Source organism: Caballeronia sp. Lep1P3 (assembly GCF_022879595.1).
GTDB lineage: Bacteria > Pseudomonadota > Gammaproteobacteria > Burkholderiales > Burkholderiaceae > Caballeronia.
This window is the reverse complement of sequence record NZ_CP084265.1, coordinates 2,180,020-2,194,689: the sequence shown is the minus strand read 5'-3', so window position 1 is coordinate 2,194,689 and position 14,670 is coordinate 2,180,020. Positions and strand designations below refer to the sequence as shown.

Sequence of the window (14,670 nt, the reverse complement as noted above, 5' to 3'; positions counted from 1 at the left end):
GTGATAACGTCGCAGCGGCTCGCGGCGTCCGTGGGACAATGGCGCTTTGCTGGCTTTATCGCCCGATTCCTTCATGTCCGATTCGTCTTCCCCGCCGCACGCGTGCCGCGAAGGCTGCGGCGCCTGCTGCATCGCGCCGTCCATTACCAGCCCGATTCCCGGCATGCCCGACGGCAAACGCGCGGGCGAGCGCTGCATCCAGCTCGACGACGACCTGCGCTGCAAGCTGTTCGGCGACCCGCGCCGGCCGGCGTTCTGCGGCGGCTTGCAGCCCGCCGCCGACATGTGCGGCGAGACGCGCGAACACGCGATCGAATGGCTCACGCGGCTCGAACGCGCGACGCAACCGGGATGAGCGTCGGGCATTAAGCAACCCAGCGCCAACCACAGGAGAAACCCCGCATGCCGAAACCCGTCGCGCCGCTGCGGCGCCGGTTCATGCTGGCAGGGCTCGCTGCCTTGCCGGTGATCGCGTTCAATGGCGCGGCCCGCGCCGCGTCCGTCTTTCCGTTCATTCCGGATCACTACACGTTTTCACAGAAGCAGGTGCAGGAAGCCGTCGCGCGCAAGTTTCCGCTCGAACGCACGGCCCGGCAGATATTCGATGTCGTGTTGAGCAATCCCGTCGTCGGCATGGCGGCGGATCGCAATCGCGTGACGGTTCGCGTCGATGCGCGGCTTTCCACGCCGTTCATGCCGAATCCGGTGAACGGCGCGTTCACGTTGTCGACGCAACTGGCTTACGACGCACCGAGCCGCTCGGTCGTTCTCGTCTCGCCGACAGTTGACGATTCGCAGCTAACCGGCGACGCTGCGCAGTACAACCAACAAATCGCCGGGGCCGGCGCGATGCTTGCCGCGCAACTGCTCGACCGCTATCCCATCTACACGTTCAAGCCCGAGGAACTCCAGTTCGCGGGCGTATCTTACGAACCCGGTACAATCACAGTCCTTACAAACGGCATACGCGTGCAGATCGTCGAGAAATAGATCGAAAGTCTCGGCGCGGTGCTCCACACCCACAGCAAAAACAGTAAACAAGGGCTGAAGGATGGACTGGATTCTGATGGTGAAGGCGCTCGTGCTGGGCGTCGTCGAGGGCTTGACCGAATTCCTGCCGGTGTCCAGCACCGGGCATCTGATCGTTGCGGGAAGCCTGCTGAACTTCACGGATGCGCAAGCCAAGACATTCGATGTCGTCATTCAGTTCGGTGCGATTCTCGCCATCTGCTGGGAATATCGCGCGAAGATCGGCTCGGTGGTGAGCGGCCTGCCGAGCCGCCCGGACGCGCGGCGCTTCGCGGTGAACGTCATCATTGCGACGATTCCGGCTATCGTGCTCGGGCTGCTGCTCGAGAAGAAGATCAAGACGCTGCTGTTTTCGCCGGTGCCGGTTTCGGTGGCGCTGATCGTCGGCGGCATCGTGATCCTGTGGGCGGAGGCGCGCCAGCGCGATCGCGGCGCCGCGCCGCGCGTGCATTCGGTCGACGACATCACGTTCGCCGATGCCTTCAAGGTCGGCCTCGCGCAATGTTTGGCGCTGATTCCGGGCACGTCGCGCTCCGGTGCGACGATCATCGGCGGGATGCTCTTCGGGCTGGACCGCCGCGCCGCGACGGAATTCTCGTTCTTCCTCGCCATTCCGATCATCTTCGGCGCGACGCTTTACGAGATGGCGAAATACTGGCGCACGCTCACCGTCAACGATTTCGGCCTCTTCGCGATCGGGCTCGTCGCGGCGTTCGTGAGCGCGTTCGTCTGCGTGCGATGGCTGCTGCGCTACGTCGCCTCGCACGATTTCACGGCGTTCGCGTGGTATCGCATCGGCTTCGGCCTGCTGATCCTGATCGTCGGGTATAGCGGTGGATTGAGCTGGGCGGATTGATCCGCGACGAATCCAGTGAAAAAAAACGCCACGGTCGTGGCGTTTTTCGTTTGTGGCCGTGCTTACTTGCGGCGGAACATCAGGTCCCACACGCCATGTCCGAGCCGCAAGCCGCGTCGCTCGAACTTCGTCACCGGACGGAACTCCGGACGCGGCGCGTAGCCGTCCGCGGTGTTGTCGAGCGCGGCTTCCGCCGACAGCACCTCGAGCATCTGCTCCGCGTAGTTCTGCCAGTCCGTTGCGAGATGCAGATAGCCGCCCGGCTTCAGGCGCGATGCGAGCAGCGACACGAACTTCGGCTGGATCAGGCGGCGCTTGTGATGCCGCGCCTTGTGCCACGGGTCCGGGAAATAGACGTGGACGCCGTCGAGCGACGCGGGCGCGATCATATGCTCCAGCACTTCCACGGCGTCATGCTGAAGGATGCGAATGTTGCCGAGCGCCTGTTCGCCGATCAGCTTGAGCAGCGCGCCGACGCCCGGCTCGTGAACTTCCACGCCGATGAAGTCGTCGCCGGGACGCGCCGCCGCGATTTCCGCAGTGGTCGCGCCCATGCCGAAGCCGATTTCCAGCACGCGCGGCGCGTGACGGCCAAAGAGCGCGTCCCAGTCGGGAAGTTCCGGCGTGTACGGCACGATGAAGCGCGGACCGAGTTGGTCGATCGCGCGTTGCTGTCCCGGCGACACGCGTCCCGCGCGCGTGACGAAGCTGCGAATGCGCCGATGATGCAGCGGTTCTGATTCTCCGTCTGCGGGTTGGCGGGGAGGGCTGGCGTCGTCTTCGTCGTCGTGGGGATTGTGATTCATGGGTGCGGTTGCAATGCGTAGGATGCGTTGCGCCGGGAGCGCGCGGTTAGCAAGGCGTGCGTGCGGAAACTAAAAAGCCGCCTCGGTAAGGGAGGCGGCTTTCTCGCGATTCTGGAGCGGGCGATGGGAATCGAACCCACGTCAGTAGCTTGGGAAGCTACGGTAATAGCCATTATACGACGCCCGCGTGAGTCGGCTATTGTAAGCGCAACGCGCGCCGCCGCGCAATTGCGGCGGGCGGCGCGTCGGGTTTAGATGCCGAAGAGCGTCATCGACACGGCGACGCGCGTCACGACCATCAACAACACCTGCACGATCACGAAAAGCAGAATCGGCGACAGGTCGATGCCCCCGAGACGCGGCAGAATGCGACGCAACGGATCGAGAAACGGCGCGGTGATCTGATACAGCAGCGGCATGGCGGGCGACTGCGGGTTCAGCCACGAGAGCAGCGCCATCAGAATCGTCATCCAGATGATGAGGTTCAGCGCCCATTTCACGACCGTCAGCACCGCGACGAGCGCGAGCATCGGCATCATGAGCGTCGGATCGACGCCCGCGAGAAACACCATCAGCGTCACATAGACGAGCGCCGCGATGAAAGCGGCGAGAATGCTCGCCCAGTCGATCTTGCCGCCCGGAAGAATCTTGCGCAGCGGCAGCACGATCCAGTTGGTCGCCTGCATGACGGCATTCGAAACCGGGTTGTACGGCGGCATGCGCACGACCTGCATCCAGGCGCGCAGCAGAAGCGCCGCGCCGAACAGGGTGAAAACAGTGTTGAGCAGAAAACGGGCGATATCGCCGAACATCTCGGGTCCTCTTGAAAACATGCACGGCGAGGGTGCCGCGCCGGGGTCGGGAAAAGCGAAAGGGAACGGACGATAAAGCTAGCAGCCCGCGCGCAAGCAGCGGGCGGGCACGGAGGCAGAGGGCGTGTCGTATCGGCTGACCTTGATCATTGTTCGTTCTCTGGACTGAATATCGCGCCAAAGTCATCGCGACCGGCAGGGCATCGAGCGTCTGCTATTCGGAAGATCGCGATTCGTTTTTGCGGCTCGCGGCGACTTGCGTTCCCCGCCCATCGTCAATGCCGGTGGGGCGCCGGACGTCACCTTATCATGGCTTCGCGACGGCTTGGGCGCGTTGTCGAACAAGGACGGGGGATTGTCGCCCAGAAAGAATGAAAGCGCGCTGCAAGCCACGAGCCGCGCCGGCGCGCATTGCCTGAAAACCCTGATGTTGCCCGCGCAAGACGGTCGCGATGAGCGTTTTGCTTAAAGAAATGGCAGGATAGGGAAACAGAAAATCGCCAACCGAGACGCCGGATACAGCCAGCGTCACAACGCGTGGCATGTTTTCTGCTAAAAATGTACGTCAGCGCACGTCTACGGCGTTATTAGGTTCCTTTGCGAACATTGGTGAACGAACAGGGCGCGAATACTAAGAACAAGTGGAGTCAACGAGAAACGGCATAACGTGAGTTCGGTCTGTTTCCCGCGAAGTTTTCAATACGCTACGTTCGGAGGTCGCATGAGCATTTTCTCTTATCGAAAGCATCTGCGGTTCTTGAGCCAGGCCCAGCGTCGCCGCTGGTGGGATCAGAAAAAGCGGTTGACGCCGCGCGTCGTGATTGGCGGCGCCTATGTCCCGCCCAATGTGACGCGCGAATTCGCCTACGTGAAAGTCGGCTGACGCGCGCGGGCAGTTCGCGCAAGAGATGCGAAGCCCCGCCGGGCGCGACATCCGGCGGGGCTTTTCGTTTATTTGTAAATAGACGTTACGCGAGTTTTCTCGTCGTTTTCTACGTCCGGAAGGATGGCCCGGCGGAATCAGGCGTCGTCGGTAATCGGCGGTCGGGAACGGCCTTTCAATCCGCAAGCGCGCATTAAGCAGCTTGCAATTTGCAACAAATGGGCGCTGCGGTCCCAATGCTTTTTCGCTAAATTCGAATCATGCCGCCGCGCGACCGGATGGACCGGGCGAAAGCGGCGAGGAGAACGAAAGTGAAAAAGCTCGGAAGTCTTTTGGTCGCCGGTGCGCTCGGGTTCGGCGCGGCGAGTGCAGCAGAAGCGCATGTGTCGATCGGCGTTGGCATCGGGGTGCCGGCCTATCCGGTTTATCAGGCGCCGCCGGCGCCGGTGTATGTCGCGCCGCCGCAGCCCGTTTATGTGGCGCCGCCTCCGCCTGTCGTCTATTCACCGCCGCCTGCCGTGATCGTCGGCGGTTATAACTACGGTTATTACGGCCGCCCGTATTGGCGGCACGGCTATTACGGCCGCGGCTACGGCCACTGGCACAGATAAACGCCTCGCGCGTTTTTCACGCAAGCCCCGCACAGGGGCTTTTTTTGCGCCTGCAATCGCCTGCGCTATTCCGAATAGAGCCGGACTTCGCGAAAATGGCGCTTTCCCGACGCGATTATCCGACCCATGCTCCCACTTCCCGCCCCGACTTACGACGATGTCGCCGATGCCGCCCGGCTTATCGAAGGCTACGCGCATCGCACGCCCGTGCTCACGTCCCGCACCGCCGACGAAATCGCGGGCGCATCGCTCTTCTTCAAGTGCGAGAACTTTCAGCGCATGGGCGCGTTCAAGTTTCGCGGCGCCTACAACGCAATCTCGCATTTCGACGACCGTCAGCGCGCCGCCGGCGTCATCACGTACTCGTCGGGCAATCACGCGCAGGCGATCGCGTTGTCGGCGAAGCTCGCCGGCATCCGCGCGACGATCATCATGCCGGAAGACGCGCCCGCCGCGAAGATGGAAGCCACGCGCGGCTACGGCGGCGAAGTCATCACGTATGACCGCTATACGCAGGATCGCGAGCAGATCGGCCGCGCGCTCGCGCAGGAGCGCGGCATGACGCTGATTCCGCCTTACGACCATCCGCACGTGATCGCGGGGCAGGGCACGGCGGCGAAAGAGTTGATCGAGGAAACCGGCCCGCTCGATTACCTCTTCGTGTGTCTCGGCGGCGGCGGGCTGATCGCCGGATGCGCGCTCGCGGCGGCCGCGCTGTCGCCATCGTGCAAGGTGATCGGCGTGGAGCCGGAAGCGGGCAACGACGCGCAGCAATCGCTCGCGCGCGGCGAGATCGTGCATATCGACGTGCCGCGCACCATCGCCGATGGCGCCGCTTCCACGCATGTCGGCGAATACAACTTCCCGATCATCCAAAAGAACGTGGATCGCATCGTCACCGTGAGCGACGCGCAGCTCATCGACACGCTTCGTTTCTTCGCGCAGCGCATGAAGATGGTCGTCGAGCCGACCGGCTGTCTCGCGGCAGCCGCCGTGCTTCAGAAGATCGTGCCAGTCGAGGGCAAGCGCGTGGGCGTGATCGTGAGCGGCGGCAACGTCGACTTGTCGCGGCTCGCGCAGTTTCTGGCTTGAATCCGCAAGCGTTATGACGCCGCGTTGACGATCAGCTCGCGGTATCCGTCGACGATCACGCTGTACGCGAAATACGCGAAGAGGAGCGCCGAAAACACGTGGCACGCGCGTAAGAGGCGCGTGCCGGCGCGCTTTCTGCCGTGGCTCGCCAGCGTGCAGATGAAGATCGTCCAGCCGAGCCCGCCGCAGAAGAAGCCCAGCAGAAAAACCGACGCGCTGACGGGGCTCGTCGCGCCCGCCTTGGCGATCAGTGCCCCGCCGACCGCCGCGAACCACAGAATCGCACTCGGCGATGAAACCGCGAGCAGGCATCCGCGCAAAAAGCTCCTGAGATGCGCCTGACGCGGCAAGCGCGCATCGGCTTGCCCTTCTACCGGCGGCGCGGACGCCGGATTCAGCGCTTCGCGCGCCATCTTCCAGGTGAGAAAGAGCAGCACAATGCCGCCGCCGATCCACACGATCCACCGCACGGCCGGAAACTGCAGCAACGCCGACATGCCCGCGAGCGCGAGCGCCGCGTAGAGCAGGTCGCCGAAGCACGTACCAAGACCGAGCACGAGCCCGGGCCTGAAGCCTTGCGACAACGCGAGCGAAATGATCGCGACGTTGGCGATCCCGATATCCAGACACAGCGACAGCGACAGGAAAAACCCGTCGGACATCAACGACCACGAGTGTATCATGCGTGGCCGTCGAGCGTGAGGGTGACGTCGAGCCGTCCGGTGGTGACGCCCATCGTGTTGCGCATCGGCGGATTGCGGAAGTCGTCGAGCGCGCGGCGTTGTTCGGCGCTGCCGATGCCGAGCAGATCGAGCGCATGCGCGACGACCGCGTGCAGCACGGCGAGATTGCCGTCCTCCACTTTCACCGCGATGCCGAGCGCGCCTTCGGGACGCCGCACGCCGATCGCATAGCTCGCGTCCGCGCCGGTCTTGGCGACGAGCGCGCCGCCGAACGCGCGCATGAGCAGCGTGCAGAAGCGGCCTTCGCCCGCGACGAGTTCCGGGTGCGAGGTCATCGCCCGATGAATGCGGCCAAGCGGCGTGTCTTCGGGCGCGGCGGCGATTTTCATGTAGAGCCGCGCGAGACGGTCGAGCGCGAAGGCGGGCGTCGGCAGATTGCATCCGTCGATGGCCCATTGCACGTCGTCGGACGACAGGTCGACGGCATGCGCCATCGTGCGTTTCACGCGCGCTTGCAGCGGATGCTCGGGCAGGTGATAGCCGTCGAGCGGCGCGCCGATTGCCTTGGCGCCCGCGAGCATGCCCGCGTGCTTGCCCGAACAGTTGCTGCACACGGGCGTCGGCGTGAAATCGCGCCGAATCCAGTCTTTATAGACGGCGTCCGAGATCGGCGGATGGCCGCCGCAGCGCAGGTCGTCTTCGCTTACGTCCGCCTTCGCGAGCATCGCGCGCGCACGCTCGATGTGACGCGGCTCGCTGCTATGCGAGCCGCACATCAGCGCGAGATCGGCGTCATCGAAACCGAAGCGCTCGAGCGCGCCGGTTTCCATGACGGCGAACGCCTGCGCCGGCTTCGCGGCCGAGCGCGGCAGCGTCACGCGATGCGGATTGCCGAACGAATGCAGCAGCCGGCCGTTTTCATCGACGACGGCGACGTGCGCCGCGTGCGTGTTTTCGACAGCGTTTCCCCGATACAGCGTTGCCGCGATCATCGTTTGTCCTCCAGCCCGAGTTCGGTCCACAGCGTATCGACGCGCCGCTTGACGGCCGCATCCATCGCGATCGGGCGGCCCCATTCGCGATTCGTTTCGCCCGGCCACTTGTTGGTCGCGTCGAGTCCCATCTTCGAGCCGAGGCCCGCGACCGGCGACGCGAAATCGAGATAATCGATCGGCGTGTTGTCGACCATGACCGTATCGCGCGTGGGATCGACGCGCGTGGTGATCGCCCAGATCACTTCCTTCCAGTCGCGCACGTTGACGTCTTCATCCACGACGACGATGAACTTCGTGTACATGAACTGCCGCAGGAAGCTCCAGACGCCGAGCATCACGCGCTTCGCGTGGCCGGCGTAGCTCTTTTTCATCTGCACGATGGCCATGCGGTAGCTGCAGCCTTCGGGCGGCAGATAAAAATCGGTGATCTCGGGAAACTGCTTTTGCAGGAGCGGCACGAAGACTTCGTTGAGCGCGACGCCCAGCACGGCGGGCTCGTCGGGCGGCTTGCCGGTGTAAGTCGAGTGAAAGAGCGCGTCGCGGCGCATCGTGATCTTCTCGACGGTGAAAACCGGAAACCACTCCTGCTCGTTGTAATAGCCGGTGTGATCGCCATACGGACCTTCCAGCGCGTGCTCATAGCGCGCGGCCGCACCCGCCGACGGACGCGGCGGCGCGCCTTCCGGCGCCGGCGGCAGCGCGCCCTCCTGCGGATGGATGAAGCCTTCCAGCACGATTTCCGCGCGCGCAGGCACCTGCAAGGTGTCGACGCCCGGCGTCAGGCACCTGGCGAGTTCCGTGCGCGAGCCGCGCAGCAATCCGGCGAACTGGTATTCGGAGAGCGTGTCGGGGACAGGCGTGACCGCGCCGAGAATCGTCGCCGGATCGGCGCCGAGCACGACCGCGACCGGATACGGCTTGCCGGGATTCGCCAGCGCGAACTCGCGGAAGTCGAGCGCGCCGCCGCGATGCGCAAGCCAGCGCATGATGAGCTTGTTGCGACCGATCAGTTGCTGCCGGTAGATGCCGAGGTTCTGGCGCGACTTGTTCGGCCCGCGCGTAACCGTGAGGCCCCAGGTGAGCAGCGGACCGGCGTCGCCGGGCCAGCACGTCTGAATGGGCAGACGCGCGAGATCGACGTCGTTGCCTTCCCATACGACTTCCTGGCACGGCGGCGCGCTCACCGACTTCGGCGCCATATCCCAGACCGCCTTGGCGAGCGAGAGCAGCTTGCCGGCGTCCTTCAGGCCGCGCGGCGGCTCCGGCTCCTTGAGCGCCGAGAGCAGCCGGCCCACATCGCGCAAGGAACCGAGCGCGGCGGTGTCGCTGCCGAGGCTCGCGTCGGCACCGTTTTGCGCGGGCGTTTCGATGCCCACGCCGAGCGCCACCCGGCGCGTGGTGCCGAACAGGTTCGCGAGCACGGGCATGGTGTGGCCGGTCGGCGCTTCGAAAAGCAACGCGGGGCCGCCCGAGCGCAGCACGCGATCGGACAGTTCGGTGATTTCGAGGGCTGGGGAGACAGGCTGGCGGATGCGGCGCAGTTCACCGATCGCTTCGAGGCGGGCGGTGAAGTCGCGCAGATCTTTATATTTCATCGATGGTCGGAAGGTGACTCGAGGCCGCTACGGTGAGCGGGATGGGCGGGACGGCTGCGCGCTTGGCGATTGTCGATTTTACCTGCGGGTGCGTCCGTGCGCTCGCGGACATTCAGCGGATTCCGCTGGAAAGCGCCGTCAAAGCGTGCGCTGGCGCTCCTAAACGGTGTTCATCATAACTGTAAGTAATTGAAACACAAGGCTATAGCATTGACGGATCATTAAACCCTGCTAGAATCGCTTCGCATTGATTGCAGGTTTTGAAACTTTTTACCGCTGCCTCAGGTCTTTTAAGACGCTATGCGTCGCCTGCGCCGCACCTGCCCGGCGATTCATGGCTGTTGGTTGTCACTGCCGGCGTTTCTCGCGCCGGTTTTTCGCGTGGAAAGCCATCTGCGCACGAGGGCATGTCGTTCGTGCCGCGCACGCCGGCCGTTTTCGCCGGACCGGCTTTCCAGACGGCGCATGCCGTTTCCCCGATGCCGCTTACGCTTGCCAAGAGCGAGCGGTGTCTGATTTGCGCTTTCGGATGCCGGTTTGCCGGTATTCATCAGCGTAAATCATGCAACATTGGGAGCATCGATGAACGCTTGGTTATCGTGGCGTCCTGACACGCGCGCAGCGCAGGCAATGCGCACCGCGCTGCGTCGTGGAAGCCGTATGAGTCACACTCTTTTTAGTCTCGTTGGCTGCGCAGCCGTCGTCACGGCGCTCGCGCTCTGGCTTCTGCCTTCCTGGCGCACGACATTCGCCGCACGAATCATGCCTTTCGTGTCGGAAGCCGTCCAGGCCGGTCCCGCGCGGCTGCTCGCCGGCCAGCCGCTGCCGCCGTTCTCCGCGGTGCATCATCGGCCGGGCGAGGGCGACGCAGTGAGCCTCGCCGCCAATCCCGACGCGGCCATCGCGCCGTCCGCGCGCGCGCCGTCGCTCGGCGCCGCCGCCAGCGACGATGAATCCACGCGCCAGTTGACGGGCGGCATCAGCCTCGCCGTGTCGCCGAACGGGCTCGATCCTCGCAGCATGCCGTCCGTCGCGATGCTCGCGAACGCGATTCCCACGCAGCGCGTCGTCGCCGATGCGCGCGACGACCGCGTGCTCATCTCGACACGCGAGCAGAAGCTGGTCGCGAACTTCATCGCGCGGCGTTACCGCGTGGCCGAGGAGCCGGTGAGCCAACTGGTCCGCGCCGCGTTCGACACCGGTCGCGAAGTCGGCCTCGACCCGCTCTTGCTGCTCTCGGTGATGGCAATCGAATCCGGCTTCAATCCGTATGCGGAAAGCGGCGTGGGCGCGCAGGGCCTGATGCAGGTCATGTCGAAGGTTCATTCGGACAAGTTCCAGTACTTCGGCGGCTCGCACGCGGCGCTCGATCCGCTCGCCAATATCAAGGTCGGCGCGCTGGTGCTGAAGGATTGCATCGCGCGCGGCGGCTCGGTCGCGGGTGGCCTGCGCTTCTACGTCGGTTCGACGACGCAGGACGACGGCGGTTACGGCGCGAAGGTGCTGGCCGAACGTGCGCGTCTGCGCGATGTCGCGCGCGGCCGCAACGTGCCGATCAACGCGCCGCAAGCGCCGGTTCAGAGCGCTCCGAAGCAGGTGCTGGCTTCCGCATCGGCGGATACGGGCAAGCGCGTTCACGTCAGCATCGACGCGGCGAAGAAGGCCGACGCTCAGGACGATGGCGATGCCGGCGAATCGAAGCATGGCGTTTCGGCGGAGTTCGGCGCCTGATCGCGACGCAGAACAGCAGACGAAAAAAAAGGGCACCTCGGCGGTGCCCTTTTTCTTTGCCTGACGAAACGCGGCTTAGCGCTGGAACAGATCATCGAGGCGCGACACCGCCTCTTCGAGCTTCGAATAAGCCGTCGCATATGAGAGCCGTATGTAGCGCTGCGGCGCGTGGAACCCGAAATCCGCGCCCGGCACGAGGACGACGCCCGCGTCATGAAGCATCGAGCGCGTGAGGGCTTCGCTATCGCCGGCGGCGGGGTGCGGCACGCCCGTTGTGTCGGCGTAGACGTAGAACGCGCCGTCCGGCACCACCGGCACGCCGAAGCCGAGCGAGCGCAGCGCCGGCACGATGTAGTCGCGACGCCGCTTGAACTCCAGCCGCCGTGCTTCGTAAATCGCGAGCGTCTCCGGTTCGAAGCACGCGAGCGCGGCATGCTGCGCCAGCGCCGACGCGCAGATGAACAGATTCTGCGACAGCTTCTCCACCGCGCCGATCATCGCGTGCGGCACGACGAGCCAGCCGAGCCGCCAGCCCGTCATGTTGAAGTACTTCGAGAAGCTGTTGACCGTCACGACATCGTCGCCGAAGGAAAGCGCGGAAACCGGCTTTGCGTCGTAGCTCAAGCCCTGGTAAATCTCGTCGACGATCGTGAAGCCGCCGCGCTCGCGCACCTTATCGACGATGCGCCGCAATTCCGCCGGCTCGATGGACGTGCCCGTCGGGTTCGACGGCGACGCGAGCAGCACGCCGCGCGTCGCGGGCGTCCAGTGCGCTTCGACCTGTTCGGCCGTGAGCTGGAAGCGCTCAGCGGGGCCGCTCGCGATCAGCACCGGCTTGCCGTCCGCCGCCGACACGAAATGCCGGTTGCAGGGATAGCACGGATCGGGCATCAGCACTTCGTCGCCTTTGTCGACGAGCGTCATGCACGCGAGCAACAGCGCCGCCGACGCGCCCGCCGTCACCACGATGCGCGCCGGATCGACCGTGAGGCCGAACGCGTCGCGGTAATGGGCGGCGATCGCCTCGCGCAGCGCCGTGACGCCGAGCGCGTTCGTGTACTGCGTGACGCCGCGGCGCAGCGCATCGGCGGCGGCATGCGTGACGGGTTCCGGCGCGGTGAAATCCGGCTCGCCGATGCCCATGTGGATGATGTCGCGCCCCGCGCGTTCCAGCGCCTGCGCGTCCTTCATCAGCTCCATCACGTAGAACGGCTCGATGGCGTCGACGCGGGAGGCGAGCCGCATGAGCGGCTCCGAGACTGTGTTCATTGACAGGAAATTTCCGTTAGCCGCGGCCGCGCGCCTGCGCTTCGGCCGGGCGCATCGCGAGCGCGAGCTTGTCGAGTACGCCGTTCACGTACTTGTAGCCGTCCGAGCCGCCGAACGTCTTCGTCAGTTCGACCGCTTCGTTGATGACCACGCGATACGGAATGTCGAGGTGATGCTTGAACTCGAACGCGGCGACGAGCAGCACCGCGCGCTCGACCGGCGACAGTTGCTCGATCGGGCGGTCGAGGCACGGCTGCAGTTGCTCGGAAAGCGCATCGGCTTCCTTGATGACGCCGTGCAGGATCGCATCGAGATGTTCGTGGTCGGCCTTGTCGAAGCCCTGCGCGTTGCGCAGTTGCGCGTCGATCTCGCCGCCGGGCGCGCCCGACAGCAGCCATTGGTAAAGCCCTTGCGTCGCGAGTTCACGCGAGCGGCGTCGAGCGCTCTTCATGCGCGGTCCTCGTCTTCGTCTTCGTCGTCTTCTTCGTCGTCGCCGCCCAGTTGTTCGAGCGCGACCGCGAGGTTCGCCATTTCGACGGCCACGCGCGCCGCGTCGCGGCCTTTTTCGGTCATGCGGGCGACGGCCTGTTCGTCGTTCTCGGTCGTCAGCACGGCGTTCGCCACCGGAACGCCGAAATCGAGCGCGATGCGCGAAATGCCCGAGCCGCTTTCGTTCGAGACGAGCTCGAAGTGATACGTCTCGCCGCGCACTACGGCGCCGAGCGCGATCAGCGCGTCGAACTGGCCCGATTCCGCGAGCTTTTGCAGCGCGAGCGGAATTTCGAGCGCGCCGGGCACGGTGACGAGCAGCACGTCCTGGCCGATCACGCCGAGGCGCTCCAGCTCCTCGATGCAGGCGTCGGCGAGGCCGTTGCACACCGGTTCGTTGAAGCGCGACTGCACGATGCCGATGCGCAGGCCGTCACCGTCGAGGTTCGGCTGGTATTGTCCGATTTCCATATGGGGGTCCGTTCGTTTGGAATTGGGTGGTTTGGGCGCTCACGCCGAGCGAAGGTGCGCGACCGTCGCATCCGACGCGCTCGCGGCCGTTGCGGGGCAGCCGGGCATCGGAATGAAGCCGGTCACTTCGAGCCCGTAGCCCGACATGCTGCCGAGCTTGCGCGGATTGGCGAGCACCTGCATCTTGCCGACGCCCAGGTCGCGCAGAATCTGCGCGCCGATGCCGTAAGTCTTGAAGTCGATCGGGCGGCGTTGCAGCTTGGCCGCTTTCTCGGTCTCGTCGAGCGCGCGGAACATGTCGACGAGATGCTCGCGGCTGTCGCCGCAATTGAGCATCACGATTGCGCCGAGATCGCGCTCGGCGATTTCCTTCATGGCGGCGTCGATGGTCCACGAGTGCGTCGACGAATCGATTTCCAGCAGGTCCAGCACCGACAGCGGCTCATGCACGCGCACCGGCGTTTCGCGATCCGGCGAAGGCGTGCCGCGCACGAGCGCGATGTGCGGCGAGCCGGTCGGTTCGTCGCGATACAGCACCGCGCGGAAAGCGCCGTGCGCCGTTTGCATCGTGCGCTCGCTCACCTTCTCGATGATCGATTCGGTGCGGCTGCGGTAGTGGATCAGATCGGCGATCGTGCCGATCTTGATGCCGTGCTGCGCGCCGAATTCGATGAGATCGGGCAGGCGCGCCATTTCGCCGTCGTCGCGGATCACTTCGCAGATGACCGAAGCGGGCGAGAGGCCCGCGAGCGCGGCCAGATCGCAGCCGGCTTCGGTGTGGCCCGCGCGCACGAGCACGCCGCCGGGCTGCGCCATGATCGGAAAGACGTGGCCCGGCTGGACGATGTCCTCGGCGCGCGCGTTCTCAGCGACCGCCGCGGCGATGGTGCGCGCGCGGTCGGCGGCGGAAATGCCGGTGGTGACGCCCTCGGCGGCTTCGATGCTGACGGTGAACGCGGTGCCGTATTGCGTGCCGTTGCGCTGGGTCATCAGCGGAAGATTGAGCCGCTTGCAGCGTTCCTGCGTGAGCGTGAGGCAAATCAGGCCGCGACCGAAGCGCGCCATGAAGTTGATCGCTTCGGGCGTGATGAAATCGGCGGCGACGATCAGATCGCCTTCGTTTTCGCGGTCCTCCTCGTCGACGAGGATCACCATGCGGCCGGCTTTGAGTTCGGCGATGATTTCTGGGGTGGAAGCGATCGACATGGCGGCGTCCCGGCGGGTCTCATTGGGAAAGGGCGTATTTTACGCCACGGCTGATGGACCGGCGCTCGCAATCGCGCAGGAGAAGGCGCGGAGTTCAAGGTGAGAAAGCAGGCGTAACGCGAGTTCGACGTCGAACCCGCGC

At 64.9% G+C, this 14,670-nt stretch carries 18 protein-coding genes and 1 tRNA gene; 9 read left to right on the top strand and 10 right to left on the bottom strand.

What is annotated here, in order from left to right; translation table 11 throughout:
- Window positions 1–73: 73 nt before the first annotated feature.
- From LDZ27_RS10315 to LDZ27_RS10305, 3 genes are all read left to right on the top strand, one after another.
- Complete coding sequence (locus LDZ27_RS10315) at window positions 74–355, top strand: YkgJ family cysteine cluster protein (RefSeq protein WP_244813999.1); 282 nt, start codon at window positions 74–76, stop codon at window positions 353–355.
- A gap of 47 nt (window positions 356–402) precedes the next feature.
- Window positions 403–990: a DUF1439 domain-containing protein gene (locus LDZ27_RS10310; protein WP_244813998.1), complete on the top strand. Its 588-nt coding sequence runs from the start codon at window positions 403–405 to the stop codon at window positions 988–990.
- 61 nt (window positions 991–1,051) lie between these two features.
- Window positions 1,052–1,885, top strand: a complete 834-nt coding sequence (locus tag LDZ27_RS10305; protein WP_244813997.1) for an undecaprenyl-diphosphate phosphatase — start codon at window positions 1,052–1,054, stop codon at window positions 1,883–1,885.
- A gap of 62 nt (window positions 1,886–1,947) precedes the next feature.
- Here the strand turns inward: LDZ27_RS10305 and trmB are convergent, their stop codons facing one another.
- The 3 genes from trmB to LDZ27_RS10290 all read right to left on the bottom strand — a co-directional run bounded on the left by trmB (window position 1,948) and on the right by LDZ27_RS10290 (window position 3,503).
- Window positions 1,948–2,691, bottom strand: coding sequence for a tRNA (guanosine(46)-N7)-methyltransferase TrmB (gene trmB / locus LDZ27_RS10300; protein ID WP_244813996.1), 744 nt, complete (start codon window positions 2,689–2,691; stop codon window positions 1,948–1,950).
- A gap of 112 nt (window positions 2,692–2,803) precedes the next feature.
- A tRNA-Gly gene (locus LDZ27_RS10295) sits at window positions 2,804–2,878 on the bottom strand.
- A gap of 64 nt (window positions 2,879–2,942) precedes the next feature.
- Window positions 2,943–3,503 (bottom strand): YggT family protein, encoded by a 561-nt coding sequence (locus LDZ27_RS10290; protein WP_244813995.1) that lies wholly within the window; start codon window positions 3,501–3,503, stop codon window positions 2,943–2,945.
- A 256-nt stretch (window positions 3,504–3,759) separates the two neighbouring features.
- Between LDZ27_RS10290 and LDZ27_RS10285 the strand changes: the two genes are divergently transcribed.
- The 4 genes from LDZ27_RS10285 (at window position 3,760) to LDZ27_RS10270 (ending at window position 6,089) form a co-directional block, all read left to right on the top strand.
- Complete coding sequence (locus tag LDZ27_RS10285; RefSeq protein ID WP_244813994.1) at window positions 3,760–3,972, top strand: hypothetical protein; 213 nt, start codon at window positions 3,760–3,762, stop codon at window positions 3,970–3,972.
- A 252-nt stretch (window positions 3,973–4,224) separates the two neighbouring features.
- Window positions 4,225–4,386, top strand: a complete 162-nt coding sequence (locus LDZ27_RS10280) for a hypothetical protein (protein ID WP_016344705.1) — start codon at window positions 4,225–4,227, stop codon at window positions 4,384–4,386.
- A gap of 311 nt (window positions 4,387–4,697) precedes the next feature.
- A complete protein-coding gene (locus LDZ27_RS10275; protein WP_244813993.1) occupies window positions 4,698–4,997 on the top strand; it encodes a hypothetical protein in 300 nt (99 codons plus the stop codon).
- Between the two features lie 126 nt (window positions 4,998–5,123).
- The gene (locus LDZ27_RS10270) at window positions 5,124–6,089 is read left to right on the top strand and encodes a threo-3-hydroxy-L-aspartate ammonia-lyase (RefSeq protein ID WP_244813992.1); all 966 of its coding nucleotides are present in this window, start codon (window positions 5,124–5,126) and stop codon (window positions 6,087–6,089) included.
- Between the two features lie 11 nt (window positions 6,090–6,100).
- Here LDZ27_RS10270 and LDZ27_RS10265 read toward each other — a convergent pair whose 3' ends face one another.
- From LDZ27_RS10265 to LDZ27_RS10255, 3 genes are read right to left on the bottom strand one after another with little or no spacing between them, the layout of a single operon-like run.
- Window positions 6,101–6,769: a LysE family translocator gene (locus LDZ27_RS10265; protein WP_244816113.1), complete on the bottom strand. Its 669-nt coding sequence runs from the start codon at window positions 6,767–6,769 to the stop codon at window positions 6,101–6,103.
- On the bottom strand, window positions 6,769–7,764 hold the full coding sequence (locus LDZ27_RS10260) for an asparaginase (protein ID WP_244813991.1): 996 nt from the start codon (window positions 7,762–7,764) through the stop codon (window positions 6,769–6,771). The genes LDZ27_RS10265 and LDZ27_RS10260 overlap by 1 nt, the downstream gene beginning before the upstream one ends.
- Window positions 7,761–9,362 (bottom strand): UbiD family decarboxylase, encoded by a 1,602-nt coding sequence (locus tag LDZ27_RS10255; protein WP_244813990.1) that lies wholly within the window; start codon window positions 9,360–9,362, stop codon window positions 7,761–7,763. Before LDZ27_RS10255 ends, LDZ27_RS10260 begins: the two co-directional genes overlap by 4 nt.
- 260 nt (window positions 9,363–9,622) lie before the next feature.
- Between LDZ27_RS10255 and LDZ27_RS10250 the strand changes: the two genes are divergently transcribed.
- Together LDZ27_RS10250 and LDZ27_RS10245 are read left to right on the top strand one after the other, a co-directional pair.
- Window positions 9,623–9,973, top strand: coding sequence for a hypothetical protein (locus tag LDZ27_RS10250; RefSeq protein WP_244813989.1), 351 nt, complete (start codon window positions 9,623–9,625; stop codon window positions 9,971–9,973).
- Window positions 9,945–11,093, top strand: a complete 1,149-nt coding sequence (locus tag LDZ27_RS10245) for a lytic transglycosylase domain-containing protein (protein WP_244813988.1) — start codon at window positions 9,945–9,947, stop codon at window positions 11,091–11,093. Before LDZ27_RS10250 ends, LDZ27_RS10245 begins: the two co-directional genes overlap by 29 nt.
- 75 nt (window positions 11,094–11,168) lie before the next feature.
- Here LDZ27_RS10245 and LDZ27_RS10240 read toward each other — a convergent pair whose 3' ends face one another.
- The 4 genes from LDZ27_RS10240 to ribBA are packed head-to-tail and all read right to left on the bottom strand — an operon-like array spanning window position 11,169 to window position 14,528.
- The gene (locus tag LDZ27_RS10240) at window positions 11,169–12,362 is read right to left on the bottom strand and encodes a pyridoxal phosphate-dependent aminotransferase (protein ID WP_244813987.1); all 1,194 of its coding nucleotides are present in this window, start codon (window positions 12,360–12,362) and stop codon (window positions 11,169–11,171) included.
- Window positions 12,363–12,378: 16 nt separating this feature from the next.
- The gene (gene nusB / locus LDZ27_RS10235; RefSeq protein WP_244813986.1) at window positions 12,379–12,813 is read right to left on the bottom strand and encodes a transcription antitermination factor NusB; all 435 of its coding nucleotides are present in this window, start codon (window positions 12,811–12,813) and stop codon (window positions 12,379–12,381) included.
- Window positions 12,810–13,322, bottom strand: a complete 513-nt coding sequence (gene ribH / locus LDZ27_RS10230) for a 6,7-dimethyl-8-ribityllumazine synthase (RefSeq protein ID WP_244813985.1) — start codon at window positions 13,320–13,322, stop codon at window positions 12,810–12,812. Before ribH ends, nusB begins: the two co-directional genes overlap by 4 nt.
- A 39-nt stretch (window positions 13,323–13,361) precedes the next feature.
- Window positions 13,362–14,528, bottom strand: coding sequence for a bifunctional 3,4-dihydroxy-2-butanone-4-phosphate synthase/GTP cyclohydrolase II (gene ribBA, locus LDZ27_RS10225; RefSeq protein WP_244813984.1), 1,167 nt, complete (start codon window positions 14,526–14,528; stop codon window positions 13,362–13,364).
- Between the last annotated feature and the right edge of the window lie 142 nt (window positions 14,529–14,670).